Source organism: Streptomyces saintjeani (assembly GCF_055409605.1).
This window is the reverse complement of record NZ_CP189624.1, coordinates 5,190,197-5,208,762: the sequence shown is the minus strand read 5'-3', so window position 1 is coordinate 5,208,762 and position 18,566 is coordinate 5,190,197. Positions and strand designations below refer to the sequence as shown.

General features: G+C 70.9%; 19 protein-coding genes. 10 read left to right on the top strand and 9 right to left on the bottom strand.

The genetic code is table 11. From position 1 onward, the window contains the following. Positions 1-231: 231 nt before the first annotated feature. From nhaA to ACQCO7_RS23785, 4 genes are all read left to right on the top strand, one after another. Positions 232-1,605: a Na+/H+ antiporter NhaA gene (nhaA, locus tag ACQCO7_RS23800; RefSeq protein WP_464077279.1), complete on the top strand. Its 1,374-nt coding sequence runs from the start codon at positions 232-234 to the stop codon at positions 1,603-1,605. Positions 1,606-1,658: 53 nt separating this feature from the next. Next, positions 1,659-2,147, top strand: a complete 489-nt coding sequence (locus tag ACQCO7_RS23795) for a phage holin family protein (RefSeq protein ID WP_010350946.1) — start codon at positions 1,659-1,661, stop codon at positions 2,145-2,147. After that, positions 2,144-3,073, top strand: coding sequence for an alpha/beta fold hydrolase (locus ACQCO7_RS23790; RefSeq protein WP_409119104.1), 930 nt, complete (start codon positions 2,144-2,146; stop codon positions 3,071-3,073). Before ACQCO7_RS23795 ends, ACQCO7_RS23790 begins: the two co-directional genes overlap by 4 nt. Positions 3,074-3,185: 112 nt before the next feature. Then, positions 3,186-3,368: a hypothetical protein gene (locus tag ACQCO7_RS23785; RefSeq protein ID WP_075661357.1), complete on the top strand. Its 183-nt coding sequence runs from the start codon at positions 3,186-3,188 to the stop codon at positions 3,366-3,368. Positions 3,369-3,389: 21 nt separating this feature from the next. On the opposite strand, the gene ACQCO7_RS23780 is transcribed toward ACQCO7_RS23785, so the two are convergent. The 3 genes from ACQCO7_RS23780 to nth form a co-directional block, all read right to left on the bottom strand. Continuing rightward, on the bottom strand, positions 3,390-4,589 hold the full coding sequence (locus ACQCO7_RS23780; protein WP_464073741.1) for a MarP family serine protease: 1,200 nt from the start codon (positions 4,587-4,589) through the stop codon (positions 3,390-3,392). Positions 4,590-4,663: 74 nt separating this feature from the next. Next, on the bottom strand, positions 4,664-5,356 hold the full coding sequence (locus tag ACQCO7_RS23775; RefSeq protein WP_464077278.1) for an NUDIX hydrolase: 693 nt from the start codon (positions 5,354-5,356) through the stop codon (positions 4,664-4,666). Positions 5,357-5,491: 135 nt separating this feature from the next. Next, positions 5,492-6,325 carry an endonuclease III gene (nth, locus tag ACQCO7_RS23770; protein ID WP_464073740.1) on the bottom strand — a complete coding sequence of 278 codons (834 nt, stop codon included), beginning with the start codon at positions 6,323-6,325 and terminating at the stop codon, positions 5,492-5,494. Between the two features lie 328 nt (positions 6,326-6,653). On the opposite strand from nth, the gene ACQCO7_RS23765 reads away from it, so the two are divergent. Continuing rightward, on the top strand, positions 6,654-7,328 hold the full coding sequence (locus ACQCO7_RS23765) for a Crp/Fnr family transcriptional regulator (RefSeq protein WP_010350941.1): 675 nt from the start codon (positions 6,654-6,656) through the stop codon (positions 7,326-7,328). Between the two features lie 168 nt (positions 7,329-7,496). Continuing rightward, the gene (locus ACQCO7_RS23760; protein WP_464073739.1) at positions 7,497-8,312 is read left to right on the top strand and encodes a nucleotidyltransferase domain-containing protein; all 816 of its coding nucleotides are present in this window, start codon (positions 7,497-7,499) and stop codon (positions 8,310-8,312) included. Here ACQCO7_RS23760 and ACQCO7_RS23755 read toward each other — a convergent pair. The 4 genes from ACQCO7_RS23755 to ACQCO7_RS23740 all read right to left on the bottom strand — a co-directional run bounded on the left by ACQCO7_RS23755 (position 8,309) and on the right by ACQCO7_RS23740 (position 10,725). Continuing rightward, positions 8,309-9,139, bottom strand: a complete 831-nt coding sequence (locus tag ACQCO7_RS23755) for an MBL fold metallo-hydrolase (RefSeq protein ID WP_464073738.1) — start codon at positions 9,137-9,139, stop codon at positions 8,309-8,311. The two genes, ACQCO7_RS23760 and ACQCO7_RS23755, sit on opposite strands and share 4 nt — an antisense overlap. Beyond that, the gene (locus ACQCO7_RS23750) at positions 9,136-10,005 is read right to left on the bottom strand and encodes an NUDIX hydrolase (RefSeq protein WP_464073737.1); all 870 of its coding nucleotides are present in this window, start codon (positions 10,003-10,005) and stop codon (positions 9,136-9,138) included. The genes ACQCO7_RS23755 and ACQCO7_RS23750 overlap by 4 nt, the downstream gene beginning before the upstream one ends. A gap of 103 nt (positions 10,006-10,108) precedes the next feature. Next, the gene (locus ACQCO7_RS23745) at positions 10,109-10,573 is read right to left on the bottom strand and encodes a RidA family protein (protein ID WP_010350936.1); all 465 of its coding nucleotides are present in this window, start codon (positions 10,571-10,573) and stop codon (positions 10,109-10,111) included. After that, positions 10,570-10,725, bottom strand: coding sequence for a DUF4177 domain-containing protein (locus tag ACQCO7_RS23740; protein WP_010350935.1), 156 nt, complete (start codon positions 10,723-10,725; stop codon positions 10,570-10,572). The genes ACQCO7_RS23745 and ACQCO7_RS23740 overlap by 4 nt, the downstream gene beginning before the upstream one ends. A gap of 129 nt (positions 10,726-10,854) precedes the next feature. Between ACQCO7_RS23740 and bagA the strand changes: the two genes are divergently transcribed. Further along, a complete protein-coding gene (gene bagA / locus ACQCO7_RS23735) occupies positions 10,855-11,832 on the top strand; it encodes an ATPase BagA (protein WP_464073736.1) in 978 nt (325 codons plus the stop codon). Further along, positions 11,829-13,325 carry an ATPase BagB gene (gene bagB / locus ACQCO7_RS23730; RefSeq protein ID WP_464073735.1) on the top strand — a complete coding sequence of 499 codons (1,497 nt, stop codon included), beginning with the start codon at positions 11,829-11,831 and terminating at the stop codon, positions 13,323-13,325. The genes bagA and bagB overlap by 4 nt, the downstream gene beginning before the upstream one ends. A gap of 295 nt (positions 13,326-13,620) precedes the next feature. Here bagB and ACQCO7_RS23725 read toward each other — a convergent pair whose 3' ends face one another. Then, positions 13,621-13,980 carry a WhiB family transcriptional regulator gene (locus tag ACQCO7_RS23725; protein WP_050371477.1) on the bottom strand — a complete coding sequence of 120 codons (360 nt, stop codon included), beginning with the start codon at positions 13,978-13,980 and terminating at the stop codon, positions 13,621-13,623. Between the two features lie 498 nt (positions 13,981-14,478). On the opposite strand from ACQCO7_RS23725, the gene ACQCO7_RS23720 reads away from it, so the two are divergent. Next, positions 14,479-16,821, top strand: a complete 2,343-nt coding sequence (locus ACQCO7_RS23720; RefSeq protein ID WP_464073734.1) for a transglycosylase domain-containing protein — start codon at positions 14,479-14,481, stop codon at positions 16,819-16,821. 129 nt (positions 16,822-16,950) lie between these two features. Here the strand turns inward: ACQCO7_RS23720 and ACQCO7_RS23715 are convergent, their stop codons facing one another. Then, complete coding sequence (locus ACQCO7_RS23715) at positions 16,951-17,415, bottom strand: GatB/YqeY domain-containing protein (protein ID WP_464073733.1); 465 nt, start codon at positions 17,413-17,415, stop codon at positions 16,951-16,953. 115 nt (positions 17,416-17,530) lie between these two features. Between ACQCO7_RS23715 and ACQCO7_RS23710 the strand changes: the two genes are divergently transcribed. Continuing rightward, complete coding sequence (locus ACQCO7_RS23710) at positions 17,531-18,457, top strand: metallophosphoesterase (RefSeq protein WP_464073732.1); 927 nt, start codon at positions 17,531-17,533, stop codon at positions 18,455-18,457. Positions 18,458-18,566 lie beyond the last annotated feature (109 nt).

Genomic DNA, 18,566 nt, shown 5'->3' with positions numbered 1-18,566 from the left:
GTGGCGGAGCCGCATATCGACACAGCCCCGCGCCCGTCCGCCCACCTGACGTAGCTGCACCCCCCACCCCGCCTTCGGTACCCTGGTAAAGGTCGCGTCAAGGGCGCGGCAAGATCCCCAGGGGGATCGTCAAGGTGCGCCGGGAAGTCTGGTCGGCATGGCAGTCGGCATGTCCAGAGACCGGAGGTTCCCGTGGTCGCGGCCCGTGACAGTCGCAAGTTCTTCGGGCGGATGTCGCTCTCCGAGCGGACGTTCGTGATGGACGCGTTGCGGACGGAGACGGTGGGTGGGGTTCTCCTGCTCGTCGCGGCCGTCGGGGCGTTGGTGTGGGCCAACGTGCCTGCCATCAAGGGGAGTTACGCCGACGTCAGCCACTTTCACATCGGCCCCTCAAGCCTCGGGCTCGACCTCTCCCTCGCCCACTGGGCCGCCGACGGCCTGCTCGCCGTCTTCTTCTTCGTCGCCGGCATCGAGCTGAAGCGTGAGCTGGTCGCCGGGGACCTCAAGGACCCGAAGGCCGCCGCACTCCCTGTCGTCGCCGCGCTGTGCGGGATGGCGGCACCGGCATTGGTCTACACCATCGTCAACGCCGGTGGCACAGGCTCGCTCGCGGGGTGGGCCGTCCCCACCGCGACGGACATCGCGTTCGCGCTGGCCGTACTCGCGGTCATCGGGACGTCCCTGCCGAGTGCCCTGCGCGCGTTCCTGCTGACGCTGGCCGTCGTGGACGACCTGTTCGCGATCCTGATCATCGCCGTGTTCTTCACCGGCTCGCTGAACTTCGCGGCGCTGGGCGGCGCGGTGGCGGGGCTGGTCCTGTTCCGGGTGCTGCTGCGGGGCGGCGTGAAGGGCTGGTACGTGTACGTCCCGCTGGCCGTCGTCATCTGGGCGCTGATGTACAACAGCGGCGTCCACGCCACGGTCGCCGGCGTCGCGATGGGCCTGATGCTGCGGTGTACGACGCGGGAGGGCGAGACGCGTTCGCCGGGTGAGCGGATCGAGCACCTCGTACGGCCGCTGTCGGCCGGTCTCGCCGTACCCCTGTTCGCGCTGTTCAGCGCGGGTGTGACCGTCTCGGGCGGGGCGCTCGGGGCTGTGTTCGGGAAGCCGGAGACGCTGGGTGTCGTGCTCGGTCTGGTCGTGGGGAAGACGCTGGGGATCTTCGGGGGTACGTGGCTGACGGCACGGTTCACGCGGGCCTCGCTGAGCGAGGACCTCGCCTGGGCGGACGTCTTCGCGCTGGCCTCCCTCGCGGGGATCGGCTTCACCGTGTCGCTGCTGATCGGCGAGCTGGCGTTCGCCGATGACGCGGCGCTCACGGACGAGGTGAAGGCCGCCGTACTGATCGGCTCGCTGATCTCGGCGTGCTGCGCGACCGTCCTGCTGAAGCTGCGCAACACGCGCTACCGCAGGCTCGCGGAGGACGAGGAGCGCGACGAGGACGCGGACGGCATCCCGGACGTGTACGAGCAGGACGACCCGGCGTACCACCTGCGGATGGCGGAGATCCACGAGCGGAAGGCGGCCGAGCACCGCCGTATCGCCCGGGACATGGCCGCACAAGTGCCGGGCGGGACGGGCGTCGGGGACGGGCGTCCGGCATGATCTGACGGGACGGTACGGAACGAGAACGTGTGAACAGGACGAGGGAGAACGCGATGAGCGCACCCGACGACAGCCCGGTCGGCGCCGAACGCAGTGTCGGACAGCTGTTCGCCTCCGCGACGGCCGAGATGTCCGCGCTGGTGCACGACGAGATCGCGCTGGCGAAGGCGCAGCTCAAGCGGGACGTGAAGCGGGGTGCGATCAGCGGAGGTGCGTTCACCGTCGCCGGTGTCGTCCTGCTGTTCTCGCTGCCGATGCTCAACTTCGCGCTGGCGTACGGCATCCGGACCTGGAGCCACTGGAACCTGGCCGTCTGCTTCCTGCTGTCGTTCGCGGCGAACGTGCTGGTCGCGGTCCTGCTGGGGCTGGTCGGCGTAGCCATGGCGAAGAAGGCCGCGAAGAGCAAGGCCCCCCAGAAGGTCGCCGCGTCCATGAAGGAGACCGCCGGCGTCCTCCAGAACGCGAAGCCGCACCCCCGTCCCGAACTCGTCGAGGGCAAAGCCCCGAAGGCCGTCGAGGCTGTGGCACGCTCGACATCATGACGGACCCCTCGACAGCACCCTCCTCGGTGGTACGACCCGACGGTCCCTGGACGCATCGCGACGTCGCCGCGAACGGCGCCCGATTCCACATCGCCGAGGCCGGTGAGGGCCCGCTGGTCCTGCTGGTGCACGGCTTCCCCCAGTTCTGGTGGACGTGGCGCCACCAGCTGACGGCGCTCGCGGACGCGGGCTTCCGCGCGGTCGCCCTCGACCTGCGCGGCGTCGGCGGCAGCGACCGCACCCCGCGCGGCTACGACCCGGCGAACCTCGCGCTCGACATCACCGGCGTCATCCGCTCCCTCGGCGAGCCGGACGCGGCGCTCGTCGGCCACGACCTCGGCGGCTACCTCGCCTGGACGGCCGCGGTGATGCGCCCCAAGCTCGTACGGCGCCTCGCGGTCGCCTCGATGCCGCATCCCCGGCGGTGGCGCTCCGCGATGCTCGCCGACGTCAAGCAGACGACGGCGAGTTCACACATCTGGGGGTTCCAGCGGCCGTGGCTCCCCGAGCGGCGGCTCGTCGCGGACGACGGGGCGCTGGTCGGCGAGCTGATCCAGGAGTGGTCGGGGCCGGTGCCGCCGGACGAGGAGGCGCTGGCGGTGTACCGGCGCGCGATGTGCATCCCGTCCACCGCGCACTGCTCGATCGAGCCGTACCGCTGGCTGGTCCGCTCCCTCGCGCGGCCCGACGGGGTGCAGTTCTACCGGCGCATGAAGCGCCCGGTGCGTGTGCCGACGCTGCATCTGCACGGCTCCCTGGACCCGGTGTCACGGGCGCGGAGCGCGGCGGGCAGCGCGGAGTACGTGGAAGCGCCGTACCGCTGGCGGCTGTTCGACGGACTCGGCCACTTTCCTCAGGAGGAGGACCCGGTGGCGTTCTCCACGGAGCTGGTCAACTGGCTGAAGGACCCCGAGCCTGACCGGTGAATACGGCCCCTGTAGAACGCTTGTCCTACGAACGGCCATGTGCCCGGCGCATAGGCCGATTGGCGGGGCTCGGTGAGGTTATCGACCTTGGGGCGGGGGCAGACGTCGGGGTATGGGCTGGACGCACGACTACAGTGACGCCGCACGCAACCGCCGCTCCGCCGACGGTCTGAGCGCTCACCGGCAAGGCAGCGACCCGGACTTGCCGGGCAGTGACCTCCGGGTGGGGATTCCGCGCATCCTGCGCCGCAGGGCCCGCTGGGTCTCGGTGCGCCTGCGTCACCCACGAGGCTGACGCGGCCCCCTCGACCGGCTCCTACAGCGCGCAGTTGTCGCTGTCGACCTGCTGCGAAGCGGTACGGCCCTCGGTGATGTCCTGCCGGATCTCGTCGGCGGTGAGCGCGTACCCGGTCTGCGGGTCGTCGAGGGACTTCGCGAAGACGACGCCGTAGACCTCGCCCTCGGGGGTCAGCAGGGGGCCGCCGGAGTTGCCCTGACGGACCGTCGCGTACAGGGAGTACACGTCCCGGCGTACCGTGCCGCGCTTGTAGATGTCGGCGCCGGACGCCGTGATGCGTCCACGGATGCGCGCGGCCCGTACGTCGTACGCGCCGTTCTCCGGGAAGCCGGCGACGATCGCGCCGTCGCCGCTGCCCGCGTCGTCCTTGGTGAAGCGCAGCGCGGGCGCGTCGAGGTCGGGGACGTCCAGGACGGCGATGTCGCGCTTCCAGTCGTACAGGACGACTTTCGCGTCGTACGTGCGGCCCTCGCCGCCTATCTGGACGGTGGGTTCGTCGACGCCGCCCACGACGTGCGCGTTCGTCATCACGCGGCGCTCGCCGAAGACGAAGCCGGTGCCCTCCAGGACCTTGCCGCAGCTCTCCGCCGTGCCCATCACCTTGACGATGGAACGCTTCGCCAAGGCCGCGACCCGGCTGCCCGCGAGCGCCGGGTCCGGGGGGTCGACCTCGCGGATCGGCTCGTTGGAGAACGGGGAGAAGACCTGCGGGAAGCCGTTCTGCGCGAGGACCGAGGTGAAGTCCTTGAACCAGGTGTCCGCCTGCACCGGCAGCGTCCGGGACACGCCCAGAAGGACCTTCGAGCCGCGGACCTCCTTGCCGAGCGTCGGCAGCGTCGTCTGCGCGAGCATCGAGCCCAGCAGCCAGGCGACCAGCAGCATCGCCGCGACGTTCACCAGCGCGCCGCCCGTCGCGTCCAGCACGCGCGCGGGGGACCAGGTGATGTAGCGGCGCAGCTTGCTGCCCAGGTGCGTGGTGAGGGCCTGGCCGACCGAGGCGCACACGATCACGACGACGACGGCGACGACCGCGGCCGTCGTACTGACCTCCGAGCTGTCGGTCAGGGCGTCCCACACGACCGGCAGGACGTAGACGGCGATCAGGCCGCCGCCCAGGAACCCGACGACCGACAGGATGCCGACGACGAAGCCCTGGCGGTAGCCGACGACCGCGAACCACACGGCCGCGACCAGCAACAGGATGTCCAGCACGTTCACCGCTCGGCGCCTCGCCTATTCAACTCGCCCTCACTCCGGGTCGGCCTGGGGTCCCTCGTCCGGGGGACACCCTGTCATGACCGCCAGTCCAGCGGGACCTCGTTGCCCCTGTCCCACGGGCGCTCCCAGCCCGCGTAATGGACGATCCGGTCGATCACGCCCGCCGTGAACCCCCACACGAGGGCCGATTCGACCAGGAATGCCGGGCCGCGGTAGCCGCTGGGGTGCACGGTCGTGGCGCGGTGCGCGGGGTCCGTGAGATCCGCCACGGGGACGGTGAAGACGCGGGCCGTCTCGGCGAGGTCGACGGCGCCGACGGGGCTGGGCTTGCGCCACCAGCCCAGCACGGGCGTCACGACGAAGCCGCTCACCGGGATGTACAGCTTGGGGAGGACGCCGAAGATCTGTACGCCTGCGGGGTCGAGCCCCGTCTCCTCCTCGGCCTCCCGCAACGCGGCCCGCAGGGGCCCGTCGCCCTGCGGATCCCCGTCCTCGGGATCGAGCGCGCCCCCGGGGAACGACGGCTGCCCCGCGTGCGACCTGAGCGACCCGGCCCGCTCCATCAGGAGGAGTTCCGGCCCACGCTCCCCCTCCCCGAACAGGATCAGTACGGCGGACTGCCGCCCTCCCCCGTCCTGAGGCGGCAGAAACCTGCTGAGCTGCTCCGGCCGGACCTCCCGCACCGCGCGCACCACCGGCTCCAGCCACTCCGGCAGCCCCTCTTCACTGACCTCCACCGGCACCCCGTCGTCCTCCACATGCCGCACGACCACACCACCCCCCGTTCTCTCCCTGCTCAACGCCCGGTGTCCCCGAGATCGTTCCACCCACGCGGATGCTCCTCCCCGGATTCGGCCACGATCATGTGGGCGTGCGCGGGGAAGCCCGGCCGGGCCTCTTCCTCACGCGCTCCCCAGCGGCGGGGCCGCCTTGCCGCCCGCGTCCAGGTACGACTGGGGCGGGTTCAGGCGCTGGCCGGGGAAGCCGCCCTTCTCGTACTTGAGGAGTTTCCGGGCCTTCTCGGGGTCCGTCTCGCCCTCGCCGTAGGACGGGCAGAGGGGGGCGATGGGGCAGGCGCCGCAGGCCGGTTTGCGGGCGTGGCAGATGCGGCGGCCGTGCCAGATGACGTGGTGGGAGAGGTCGGTCCAGTCGGACTTGGGGAAGAGGTCGCCGATCGCGGCCTCGATCTTCTCGGGGTCCGTCTCCGCCGTCCAGTGGAAGCGGCGGACCAGGCGCTGGAAGTGTGTGTCGACGGTGATGCCGGGACGGCCGTACGCGTTGCCCAGGACCACGAACGCCGTCTTGCGGCCGACGCCGGGGAGTTTGACCAAGTCCTCCAGCCGGCCCGGGACTTCGCCGCCGAAGTCCTCGACCAGCGCCTTGGAGAGGCCGATCACGGACTTCGTCTTGGCGCGGAAGAAGCCCGTGGGACGGAGGATCTCCTCGACCTCCTCGGGGTTGGCCGCGGCGAGGTCCTCGGGCGTCGGGTACTTGGCGAAGAGCGCCGGGGTGGTCTGGTTGACGCGCAGGTCGGTCGTCTGGGCGGACAGGACCGTCGCGACGACGAGCTGGAAGGGGTTCTCGAAGTCGAGTTCGGGGTGGGCGTACGGATAGACCTCGGCGAGTTCGCGGTTGATCCGGCGGGCCCGGCGCACCAGCGCCGTACGGGACTCGGCCTTCCCGCCGCCGGTTTTCCCGCCTGCGGACGTTTTCTTCACAGAAGCCTTCTCCGTCATGTCTGCCCTTTTCGTGCCGCCACCAGAGATCCCCCCGACGTCCTGTTCGCCCACAGCGGAAAGCCGTGGGGGAAGCGCCCGCCCGGTCCCCCATCCCGCGCTCCCACCGGCGATTTGGACTCCCGGCCAGCCTAGAGCCCGGCACCGACATCCGCCCCGGCCCCCGGTGCGCGGCCCCCGATTGGACCCCTGCCGCTTACCCCGGGACGGGTGTGCGGCATCCTTGTGACAGATCACACTGTTTGGACCGTCCGGCAAAATGGGCACCAGGGCCCCTTGGTACGTGGGGGCACAAGAACCCCTGAGCAGGTCGACAAGGAGAGAACTCGTGGACGACGTCCTGCGGCGCAACCCGCTCTTCGCGGCTCTCGACGACGAGCAGGCCGCGGAGCTGCGCGCCTCCATGAGTGAGGTGACCCTCGCGCGTGGTGACTCCCTGTTCCACGAGGGCGACCCGGGCGACCGGCTCTACGTCGTCACCGAGGGCAAGGTCAAGCTTCACCGCACATCCCCCGACGGCCGGGAGAACATGCTGGCGGTGGTCGGACCCGGCGAACTGATCGGCGAACTGTCGCTGTTCGACCCGGGCCCGCGTACGGCGACGGCGACGGCACTGACGGAGGTCAAGCTGCTGGGCCTCGGCCACGGCGACCTCCAGCCCTGGCTGAACGCGCGCCCCGAGGTCGCCGGCGCGCTCCTGCGCGCGGTCGCGCGGCGCCTGCGCAAGACCAACGACCAGATGTCCGACCTGGTCTTCTCCGACGTGCCCGGCCGTGTCGCGCGTGCGCTGCTCGACCTCTCGCGGCGCTTCGGCGTGCAGTCGGAGGAGGGCATCCACGTCGTCCACGACCTCACGCAGGAGGAGCTGGCCCAGCTGGTCGGCGCGTCCCGCGAGACCGTCAACAAGGCGCTCGCGGACTTCGCGCAGCGCGGCTGGCTGCGGCTTGAGGCCCGCGCGGTGATCCTTCTGGACGTCGAGCGGCTGGCCAAGCGCTCCCGCTGAGGCCCTGAGCGGGCCCTGGAGGGCCTGGCACGGTACGGACGGCCCCCTCGCCGTCCGTACAGCTGTTCCCGGCCGTCAGAGGCCCTCATGGCTGAATCGGCGCTGAATCGGCCGGGCCGCGGCCGAAATGAGGTGCCCGGGCGGTGCTCCTCGCGCCACAGTGGGCGCATGGCTGAAACGGTCCCCCACAGAGGTCTCGACGCGCAGGGTCACATCGCCCGGGAGGGCTCCCTCGCGCGCGTACGGCACGAGTTCCGGCCCGTCGTCGCGGCGGCCCGGGACGCGATCCTCGACCTCTTCGGGGCGCGCCTGCACAGCGCGTACCTGTACGGCTCGATCCCGCGCGGCACCGCGCGCGTGGGCCGCAGCGACCTGGACCTGCTCGTCGCCACGCGCGAGGAACCCTCACCGGCCGACTGGGACGCCGTGCAGGCCCTCGGGGAGCGGCTCGACAAGGAGTTCCCGGAGATCGACGGGGTCGGCGCCCTGCTGTACGGCCGGGGCCGCCTCCTGAGCGACGCCGAGACCTACGACATGGGGTTCTTCGTCGCCTGCCTGTGCACGCCGCTCCTGGGCGACGACCTCGCCGAGTACCTCCCGCGCTACCGCCCCGACTCCCTGCTCGCCCGCGAGACCAACGGTGACCTGGACCTGCTGCTCCCCCACTGGCGCGCACGCGTGGCGGAGGCCACCGATCCCGGCACCCGCCGCCGCCTCGTCCGCTACCAGTCCCGCCACCTGGTCCGCACGGCCTTCACCCTCGTCATGCCCCGCTGGAACGGCTGGACGAGCGACCTGTACGACATGGCCGAGGCGTTCGCCGGGTACTACCCCGCGCGCGGGGACCAGGTCCGGGCGGCGGCCGTACGCGGGTACGAGCCGGTCGACTCGCCGGAGGCGCTCGCGGAGTACGTGGACGACCTGGGGCCGTGGCTGGCGGAGGAGTACGCGCGCGTGCACGGGGTGAAGAGCCCGCGTCCCTAGATGAGCCCGTGGTCCCGCAGGTACTCCAGCTGTGCGCGTACCGACAGTTCCGCCGCCGGCCACAGGGAGCGGTCGACGTCCGCGTAGACGTGGGCGACGACCTCCTCGGGGGTGCGGTGGCCGTTCTCGACCGCTGTCTCGACCTGGGCGAGGCGGTTGGCGCGGTGGGCCAGGTAGAACTCCACGGCGCCCTGGGCGTCTTCGAGGACGGGGCCGTGGCCCGGGAGGACCGTGTGGACGCCGTCGTCGACCGTGAGGGATCTCAGGCGGCGCAGGGAGTCGAGGTAGTCGCCCAGGCGGCCGTCGGGGTGGGCGACGACGGTCGTGCCGCGGCCGAGGATCGTGTCGCCGGTGAGGACCGCGCCGTCGGCGGGGAGGTGGAAGCAGAGGGAGTCGGCGGTGTGGCCGGGGGTCGGGACGACCCGCAGTTCCAGGCCGCCGGTCGTGATGACGTCACCGGCCGCGAGGCCCTCGTCGCCGAGGCGCAGGGCGGGGTCCAGCGCGCGTACGCGCGTACGCGTGAGGCCGGCGAACCGGGCGGCGCCCTCCGCGTGGTCGGGGTGGCCGTGGGTGAGGAGGGTGAGGGCGATACGGCGGCCCGCGCGCTCTGCCGTGTCGATCACCGCGCGCAGGTGGCCGTCGTCCAGGGGGCCGGGGTCGATCACGACGGCCAGGTCGGAGTCGGGTTCGGCGACGATCCACGTGTTGGTGCCGTCCAGCGTCATCGCGGAGGCGTTCGGCGCGAGGACGTTGACCGCGCGCGGGGTGGCCGGTCCGGAGAGGACCGCTCCGCGCGGCCGGCCGGGCAGGGCGCCTGCGTGGGTCATGCGGGGGCTCCGGGGATCGGGATGTGCCGGGTGAACTCCTCGTGGCCCGGCCAGGACAGCACGATCTCGCCGTCCGTCAGGCGGGCGGTCGCGAGGACCGGCGTGAGGTCGCGCACGCGTGCGGCGGCGAGGGCGTCGGAGGCGCGCGCGTGGGGCGCGAGCTGACGCAGGGTCGCGATGGTCGGCGGCATCATCACCAGCTCGCCCTTGTCGTACGACGCGGCTGCCTCGGCCGGGTGGATCCAGACCGTGCGGTCGGCCTCCGTGGAGGCGTTGCGGGTGCGCTGGCCCTTGGGGAGGGCGGCGACGAAGAACCACGTGTCATAGCGCCGGGGTTCGAACTCGGGGGTGATCCACCGCGTCCAGGCCCCCAGGAGGTCCGAGCGCAGCACGAGCCCCCGCCGGTCCAGGAACTCCGCGAACGACAGCTCACGGGCCACCAGGGCCACCCTGTCGGCCTCCCAGTCGTCGCCGGTGGTGTCCTCGATCACCGAGTCGGCGGCCGGGCCCGCGAGCAGGACGCCCGCCTCCTCGTACGTCTCGCGCACGGCCGCGCAGACGATCGCCTGGGCCGTCGCCCTGTCCGTGCCGAGCCGCTCGGCCCACCACGCGCGCGAGGGGCCCGCCCAGCGGACCGTGCGGTCGTCGTCCCGGGGGTCGACGCCGCCGCCGGGGTACGCGTACGCGCCCGCGGCGAACGCCATCGACGTACGGCGGCGCAGCATGTGGACGACCGGGCCGGTGGCGGTGTCCTTGAGGAGCATGACGGTGGCCGCGCGTCTGGGGGCGACCGGGGTGAGCGCGCCGTCCGTCAGCGCGCGGATGCGGTCCGGCCAGTCCGCTGGGAACCACTGCCCATTCGCCATGGGCGGAGGCTATCCGCTGGGGAGCGAATGTTCGAGAGGGGGCGGTTCACGAGGGCCGGACATGCGGAAACCCCCCGGCCGGGGGGTTTCGCGAGGGGGTACGTCAGTCGCTGACTTCCACCAGGAACTCGACCTCGACCGGCGCGTCCAGGGGCAGCACCGCGACGCCGACCGCGCTGCGCGCGTGCACGCCCTTGTCACCGAGGATCTCGCCGAGCAGTTCGCTCGTGCCGTTGATCACACCGGGCTGGCCGGTGAAGTCCGGGGCGGAGGCGACGAACCCGACGACCTTGACGACGCGGACGACGCGGTCCAGGTCGCCGATCACGGACTTGACGGCGGCCAGGCCGTTCAGCGCGCAGCGTGCGGCGAGCTCCTTTGCCTCCTCGGCGGTGACCTCCGCGCCGACCTTGCCGGTGACGGGCAGCTTGCCGTCGACCAGGGGGAGCTGGCCGGAGGTGAAGACGTACGCGCCCGTGCGCACGGCGGGCTGGTACGCGGCCAGCGGCGGGACGACGTCCGGGAGGGCCAGGCCCAGTTCGGCGATCCGGTCCTCTACGGCGCTCACGCCTTGGCCCGCTTCAGGTAGGCCACCAGCTGCTCGGGGTTGGGGCCGGGCACGACCTGGACCAGCTCCCAGCCGTCCTCGCCCCAGGTGTCCAGGATCTGCTTCGTGGCGTGGACGAGCAGCGGCACAGTTGCGTATTCCCACTTGGTCATGGGGCGACTGTATCCGCACGCGGCGAGGGGGTTGTCCACAGGTTGGGGGCGGGCGGTTCGTGCGACTGTCGTACCGGTTATCCACAGCCTGCTGATTGGTCCGGGCGTCGAGTGGTTACGCTCGAAGATGTGAGCAGGCTCCAGGTCGTCAGCGGCAAGGGCGGGACCGGAAAGACGACGGTCGCCGCGGCCCTCGCGCTGGCCCTCGCGACGGAAGGGAAGCGGACGCTTCTCGTCGAGGTCGAGGGCCGGCAGGGCATCGCGCAGCTCTTCGAGACGGAGGCACTTCCGTACGAGGAGCGGAAGATCGCCGTCGCGCCCGGGGGCGGGGAGGTGTACGCGCTGGCCATCGACCCCGAACTGGCCCTGCTGGACTACCTCCAGATGTTCTACAAGCTCGGCAGTGCGGGGCGCGCGCTGAAGAAACTCGGCGCGATCGACTTCGCGACGACCGTCGCGCCGGGGCTGCGGGACGTCCTGCTGACCGGCAAGGCGTGCGAGGCGGTGCGGCGCAAGGACAGGTCCGGGCGGTTCGCGTACGACTACGTCGTCATGGACGCGCCGCCCACGGGGCGGGTGACGCGGTTTTTGAACGTGAACGACGAGGTCGCCGGGCTCGCGCGGATCGGGCCGATACACAACCAGGCGCAGGCCGTCATGCGGGTGCTGAAGTCCCCGGAGACCGCCGTGCATCTGGTGACGCTCCTGGAGGAGATGCCGGTCCAGGAGACCGCCGACGGCATCGCCGAGCTGCGCGCCGCGCGGCTGCCGGTCGGGCGGGTCGTCGTGAACATGGTCCGGCCCGAGGTGCTGGACGGCGCCGGTCTGGAACTCGCCGACGGCGTCGCGCGTTCTTCTGTCGCACGGTCGCTGTCCTCGGCGGGTCTGGGCGGAGCGCGCCGAGGGGGCAACGCGGAGAAGCTGGTCGCCCCCCTCCTGGCGCAGGCCGAGGAGTACGCGGAGCGCCACCGCCTGGAGCAGGACCAGCGCGCGGTCCTCACCGGCCTGGGCCTGACCACCCACGAACTCCCGCTCCTCTCCGAGGGCATGGACCTGGCGGGCCTCTACGAACTCGCCACCGAGCTGCGGAAGCAGGGGATCGCATGAGCACGCACCCGGCCGGCCGCGAGGCCCACGACACGCCCCGCCGGATCTCCTCCGTGCGCGTCCTCGACGTCGACCCCCTGCTCGACGACCCGAAGACCCGCATCGTCGTGTGCTGCGGCTCCGGTGGAGTCGGGAAGACCACGACCGCCGCCGCGCTCGGGCTGCGCGCCGCCGAGCGGGGGCGGAAGGTCGTCGTGCTGACCATCGACCCCGCGCGTAGGCTCGCGCAGTCGATGGGGATCGACTCGCTGGACAACACTCCCCGGCGGGTGAAGGGCGTCGAGGGGGGCGGCGAACTGCACGCCATGATGCTCGACATGAAGCGCACGTTCGACGAGATCGTCGAGGCGCACGCGGACCCCGAGAGGGCCTCCGCGATTCTGGGGAACCCGTTCTACCAGTCGCTGTCCGCGGGGTTCGCCGGTACGCAGGAGTACATGGCGATGGAGAAGCTGGGCCAGCTGCGGTCGCGGGACGAGTGGGACCTGATCGTCGTCGACACGCCGCCCTCGCGGTCCGCGCTGGACTTCCTCGACGCGCCCAAGCGGCTCGGGTCGTTCCTGGACGGCAAGCTGATCCGGGTGCTGCTGGCGCCCGCGAAGGTCGGCGGGCGCGCGGGGATGAAGTTCCTGAACGTCGGGATGTCGATGATGACCGGCGCGCTGGGCAAGCTGCTCGGCGGACAGCTCCTCAAGGACGTCCAGACGTTCGTCGCCGCGATGGACTCCATGTTCGGCGGCTTCCGTACGCGCGCGGACGCGACGTACAAACTCCTCCAGGCCCCCGGTACGGCGTTCCTGGTCGTCGCCGCGCCCGAGCGGGACGCGCTGCGGGAGGCCGCGTACTTCGTCGAGCGCCTCGCCGCCGAGGACATGCCGCTGGCCGGCCTGGTCCTCAACCGGGTGCACGGCAGCGGCGCGGCGCACCTCTCGGCGGAGCGGGCACTGAGCGCGGCGGAGGTCCTGGAGGCGGGCCTGTCCCCGGAGGAGCCGCGCCTCCCCCAGAACGCCGACCCGTCGAACAGCCGCCGCCCACCCGAACCCGGCGCGGAAAATCTTGCCCCCGCCGGCATTGTGGATCAGGACCCAGGGAAGGCTGTCCTACGTAACTCTCCCGACCCACGCGGCAGTTCGGATTCCCCCGTTTCCGACGCCCCAGTTCCGGCCTCGGCCCCAGACCCCGTCACCGCCTCCGACGACGCCCAGCCGACGCCGGCCGCCCCGACCCCCGACGACGGTTCCCCCACCGGCGTCGACGCGGAGCACTCCGTCGACCGGCTCACCGCGGGCCTGCTGCGCCTGCACGCGGACCGTATGCACCTGCTCTCCCGCGAGCAGCGCACCCGTGACCGCTTCACCGCGCGCCACCCCGAGGTCGCGGTCGCCGAGGTCGCCGCGCTCCCCGGTGACGTCCACGACCTGGCGGGCCTGCGCGACATCGGCGCACGCCTCGCGGCGAACCGCCCGGAGCTGCCGCAGGACACGGGGAACTAGGCGCGGGCGCACAGCGGGGCGGACCCCGTACACCGGCGCACACAAAAGCCCCGCACAACCCCGGGCAGAAGCCGAAAACTCCGAGCCGAGAATCGAACCCCCGACTCGGCTCGGAAGGAATTCAGCGCACGTCACCCGAGGACCCGGCGCCCCGCGCCGCGAAATGCCGCTCCGCGACAAAGGAACAAGGGACCAGGCACCGCCAACAACGACGGCAGGCGGACCGCGAGGTCCACGCACCGGAAAACGCTCACCGCAGGGCCCACGAGAACCCCCGACTCACGTCCTGCGGCGGCTATCCCACCGCCGCGTAACTCTCGTACACCCGGTCGTCGTCGAGTGCGACGACCCCGGCGACGCTCACGACGCCCGGAGTGTCGCGCTCGTACTCCGAGCGTGCGGTCTCCAGGAGCCTGCGCCAGGAGGTGACGGTCGGCCGGCGGCGCAGCAGGGCCCGCCGTTCACGCTCCGTCATCCCTCCCCACACGCCGAACTCGACGCGGTTGTCGAGCGCGTCGGCCAGACATTCCGTGCGTACCGGGCATCCGGTGCACACCGCCTTGGCCCTGTTCTGCGCTGCTCCCTGAACGAACAGTTCATCCGGATCAGTAGTGCGGCAGGCAGCCTGCGCACTCCAGTCGGTTACCCAGCCCATACCGGCGCCGTCCTCTCCCGAATCGAGGCTCCCCCACGGCGGCAGCGGCATATTCACCGCCGCCAGTTGAGGACGTTACGGAAGGTGGGCACAGCGCAACACCCCCTTCGGGCCCAATCTTGAATGGCCCGAACGGACTATGCGCATCCGGCAGATCACCCGGGCGAGTGAGCCCGCGACATACGTGATTTTCCCGGCGAATGGGGGCAGTTCACTGGTGCCACAACGGACGCCGCGTGACACACGAGGCGGATTCGGGCACGTCCCCGGCAGAAAACTCCGGGATCTCAAGAACGATTCGGGGTCGTCGGACGTATTGATACGAAGCCCTGTCGCCGTGACTCGTGGAAACAGCTTAGGCCAATGCCTGTGCGCGTGTCCGGAGAATGAGAACGTCCGTGAGCCGGGCGTACGCCCCCATGTCACAATCCCGCCCCGAACAGCCTCACCCCCACCCGCACCACCGGAACCCCCGAAACGACGGATTAGGCTGCCCTCATGCCAAAGAAGCGCTCGGGCGGTGGTCTGTCCACGACGCAGCAGGCCGCCAAGTTCCTCGGTGTCAGTGTCCTGTCGGGCGCGGTCCTGGCGGGGATCGCCCTGCCGGCCGTCGGCGCGCTGGGCCTCGCCGCGAAGGGGTCGGTGGAGTCGTTCGACGAGCTCCCGGCCAACCTGAAGACGCCCCCGCTCAGCCAGCGCACCGCGATCCTGGACGCCAAGGGCAACCGGATCGCGTCCGTGTACTCGCGCGACCGCACGGTGGTCGACCTCAAGGACATCTCGCCGTACATGCAGAAGGCGATCGTCGCGATCGAGGACTCGCGCTTCTACCAGCACGGCGCGGTGGACCTGAAGGGCATCCTGCGCGCGCTGAACAAGAACGCGCAGAGCGGCGGCGTATCGGAAGGCGCCTCGACGCTGACCCAGCAGTACGTGAAGAACGTCTTCATCGAGGAGGCGGGCGACGACCCGACGAAGGTCGCCGAGGCCACCCAGCAGACGATCGGCCGCAAGATCCGCGAGCTGAAGTACGCGATCCAGGTCGAGGAGGAACTCGGCAAGAAGAAGATCCTGGAGAACTACCTCAACATCACGTTCTTCGGCCAGCAGGCGTACGGCGTGGAGGCCGCGTCGCAGCGGTACTTCTCCAAGCACGCGAAGGACCTGAACCTCCAGGAGTCGGCGCTGCTCGCGGGCATCGTCCAGTCGCCGAGCCTGTACGACCCGATCAACGACGAGAAGCAGGCGACCCTGCGCCGCAACGTCGTGATCCAGCGCATGGCCGAACTCGGCGACGTCTCGCAGGCCGACGCCGACAAGGCGAAGGCCGCGCCGCTCGGCCTGAAGGTCACCCAGCCGAAGAACGGCTGCATCACCGCCGTCAAGGGCGCCGGGTTCTTCTGCAAGTACGTCGAGAAGGTCTTCCTCAGCAACCCCGTCTTCGGCCGGACCAAGGAGGACCGCGCGAAGGTCTGGAACCAGGGCGGCCTGACGATCCGTACGACCCTGGACCCGCAGGCCCAGGAGTCCGTGCAGGACTCGATCAAGGACCACGTCTACCAGTCCGACAAGGTCGCCACCGCCGTCACCCTCGTCGAGCCCGGCACCGGCAAGATCCTCGGCATGGGCCAGTCGAAGCCGTACGGCTACGGCAAGAACGAGACGGAGTACAACTACTCCGTCGACTCGGCGTACGGCGGCTCCAACTTCGGCTGGCCGACCGGTTCGACGTTCAAGCCGTTCCTCGCGGCGGCGGCGCTGGAGGACGGCAAGCCGGCGAACCAGGTGTACCCGGCGCCGTACGACATGCCGTACCCGGACCGGGTCTCCACGTGCAGCGGCAAGGACTGGCGCAACACCGGGAACGACACGGTGGAGAACGAGAGCGAGTCCGAGGTCGGGCCGTACGACCTGCGCAAGGCGATGGAACTCTCCGTCAACACGTACTTCGTGCAGATGCTGGAGGACATCGGGATGTGCCCGGTGTCCAAGATGATCGACGGCCTCGGGGTCGTGCAGGGCAACGGCGAGAAGGTTCCCGAGCGGCCCGCGTCGATGACCCTCGGCGCGACCGGCCTCTCCCCGCTGACCATGGCCAGTGCGTACGCCGCGTTCGCCTCGCGCGGGATGTACTGCACGCCGGTCGCCATCGAGTCGATCACGCAGACCGTCGGGAACACGAAGAAGTCCCTTGAGGTGCCCAAGTCGACCTGCTCGCGGGCGATGAGCCAGAAGACCGCCGACACCATCAACACGCTGCTCAGCGGGGTCGTCGACTCCGGTACCGGTAAGACGGCCGGGCTCAAGGACCGCGCCAACGCGGGCAAGACGGGGACGACCGACTCCCGCAAGAACGCCTGGTTCGCCGGGTACACGCCGAACCTCTCCGGCGCCGTCTGGGTCGGCAGCGCCACCCAGAAGGTCGAGATGGAGAAGATCTACATCGGCGGCGAGTACCACTCCCTCGTCTACGGCGGCGACACCCCGGGCCCGATCTGGAAGGACGCCATGACCGGCGCCCTCGCCGGCAAGGACTCCCCGCAGTTCAACACCGTCACCATCCCCGGCAGCAGCCTGGACAACAACGGCAACAACGGCGGCCGGGGCAAGGGGAACGGCCGGGGCCGGGGCAACGACAACAACAACGGCGACAACAACGGCGGTTTCCTCGGCGGCCTCGTCGGCGGCGTGAACGGCGCCAACACCTCGACCGGCGGGGCATCCGGCGGCTCCGACAACGGCGGCTCGAACGGCGGCGACTTCCCGACCCCGACCATCACGGGCCTCCCCGAGGGCCTGTTCCGGGGGAACAACGGGAACGGCAACGGGGGGCGGAACTGAGCTCCGGCCACTGACCTGAGAAAGGGCGCCCTCATCCTCGTACAGATTCGTACGGTGATGAGGGCGCCCTTCGTCATGAGGTCGCCGGGGTTTCGGCTGGTGTTGCCCGGGGAAGCCGGCCGGTGTCGGTCAGCCTGCCAGGAGCTTCTTGACCGCCGCCGCCACCCGGCCGCCCTCCGCGAGGCCCGCGACCTTGGGGCTGACGAGCTTCATGACCGCGCCCATCGCGCGGGGGCCCTCCGCGCCGGACGCCTTGGCCTCGGCGACCGCCGCCGTGACGATCTCCGTCAGCTCCTCGTCGCTCAGCTGCTGGGGGAGGTACTCGGCGAGGACCTCGCCCTCCTGCTTCTCCCGCGCCGCCTGCTCCGCCCGGCCGCCCTGCGCGAACGCGTCCGCCGCCTCGCGGCGCTTCTTCGCCTCGTGAGCGAGCACCTTGAGGACCTCGTCGTCGGAGAGCTCGCGCTTCTCCGTGCCCGCGACCTCCTCCTTCGTGATCGCGGTGAGCGTGAGGCGCAGCGTCGAGGAGCGCAGTTCGTCGCGGGCCTTGATCGCGGTGTTGAGGTCTTCCTTGAGCTTGGACTTGAGCGTGGTCATGACGTCGATTGTGGCAGGTGCGGGAGGAAGGCGGCTCCTCTATTACGTGCGGGCTCCTCTAAGGCAAGGGGGGCGTGTGGTCAAGGGGCTCGGCGGGGTCTGACACGATGGGGGTATGCGCGCGCGTTATGGAGTCCCCTTGGGAATCGCGGCGGTTGGCGCCGCCGGACTGGCCTACTCCGCCGGGTTCGAGGCCCGTTCGTTCCGGCTGCGACGGGTGACCGTGCCGGTGCTGCCGCCGGGGATGCGGCCCCTGCGAGTGCTCCAGGTCTCCGACATCCACATGGTCGGGGGGCAGCGCAAGAAGCAGCGGTGGCTGCGGTCGCTCGCCGGGCTGCGGCCCGACTTCGTCATCAACACCGGCGACAACCTCTCCGACCCCGACGGCATCCCCGAGACGCTGGACGCGCTCGGGCCGCTGATGGAGTTCCCGGGCGCCTATGTCTTCGGGTCCAACGACTACTACGGGCCCAGGCTGCGCAACCCCGCGAAGTACCTCTTCGAGAAGGCGAGCGGGCGGCACGGGCTGAACGGCAACGCGCCCGCCGTCGACGTCGTCCACATCGACTGGGAGAGCCTGCGGGACGGGTTCGACGGGGCCGGGTGGCTCAACCTCACGAACACGCGGGGGGTGCTGAAGATCGAGGGCGTCTCCATCGAGCTGACCGGGCTCGACGATCCGCATATCCGGCGGGACCGGTACGAGCGGGTCGCCGGGGGGCCGTCCGCTTCCGCGGACTTCTCGATGGGGATCGTGCATGCGCCGTATCTGCGGGTGCTGGATTCCTTCACCGCCGATGACTATCCGCTGATTCTCGCGGGGCATACGCATGGGGGGCAGGTGTGTGTGCCGTTCTACGGGGCGCTGGTCACCAACTGTGATCTGGACGCGGGGCGGGTGAAGGGGTTGTCGACGCACAGTGCTGGGGGGCGGACCTCGTTCATGCATGTGTCGGCGGGGTGTGGGGCGAATCGGTATACGCCGGTGAGGTTCGCTTGTCCGCCGGAGGTTACGTTGTTGACGTTGGTGGGGCGGGAGTAGGGGGCTGGGGGTGGGAGTAGGGGGGCTGGGGGCGGGGCGGCGCTGAGGAGCTGGGGGGGAGGAGCCGGAGAGGGGCGGGGCGGGGTGGGAGAAGGGCGGGGCGGGCATA

Bases quoted from the DNA above. Each gene is read 5' to 3' on its own strand.
- nhaA (WP_464077279.1), top strand. From the start codon at position 232: ATGTCGCTCTCCGAGCGGACGTTCGTGATGGACGCGTTGCGGACGGAG.
- ACQCO7_RS23795 (WP_010350946.1), top strand. From the start codon at position 1,659: ATGAGCGCACCCGACGACAGCCCGGTCGGCGCCGAACGCAGTGTCGGA.
- ACQCO7_RS23790 (WP_409119104.1), top strand. From the start codon at position 2,144: ATGACGGACCCCTCGACAGCACCCTCCTCGGTGGTACGACCCGACGGT.
- ACQCO7_RS23785 (WP_075661357.1), top strand. From the start codon at position 3,186: ATGGGCTGGACGCACGACTACAGTGACGCCGCACGCAACCGCCGCTCC.
- nth (WP_464073740.1), bottom strand. From the start codon at position 6,325: ATGACGGAGAAGGCTTCTGTGAAGAAAACGTCCGCAGGCGGGAAAACC.
- ACQCO7_RS23760 (WP_464073739.1), top strand. From the start codon at position 7,497: ATGGCTGAAACGGTCCCCCACAGAGGTCTCGACGCGCAGGGTCACATC.
- ACQCO7_RS23755 (WP_464073738.1), bottom strand. From the start codon at position 9,139: ATGACCCACGCAGGCGCCCTGCCCGGCCGGCCGCGCGGAGCGGTCCTC.
- ACQCO7_RS23750 (WP_464073737.1), bottom strand. From the start codon at position 10,005: ATGGCGAATGGGCAGTGGTTCCCAGCGGACTGGCCGGACCGCATCCGC.
- ACQCO7_RS23740 (WP_010350935.1), bottom strand. From the start codon at position 10,725: ATGACCAAGTGGGAATACGCAACTGTGCCGCTGCTCGTCCACGCCACG.
- bagB (WP_464073735.1), top strand. From the start codon at position 11,829: ATGAGCACGCACCCGGCCGGCCGCGAGGCCCACGACACGCCCCGCCGG.
- ACQCO7_RS23725 (WP_050371477.1), bottom strand. From the start codon at position 13,980: ATGGGCTGGGTAACCGACTGGAGTGCGCAGGCTGCCTGCCGCACTACT.
- ACQCO7_RS23720 (WP_464073734.1), top strand. From the start codon at position 14,479: ATGCCAAAGAAGCGCTCGGGCGGTGGTCTGTCCACGACGCAGCAGGCC.
- ACQCO7_RS23715 (WP_464073733.1), bottom strand. From the start codon at position 17,415: ATGACCACGCTCAAGTCCAAGCTCAAGGAAGACCTCAACACCGCGATC.
- ACQCO7_RS23710 (WP_464073732.1), top strand. From the start codon at position 17,531: ATGCGCGCGCGTTATGGAGTCCCCTTGGGAATCGCGGCGGTTGGCGCC.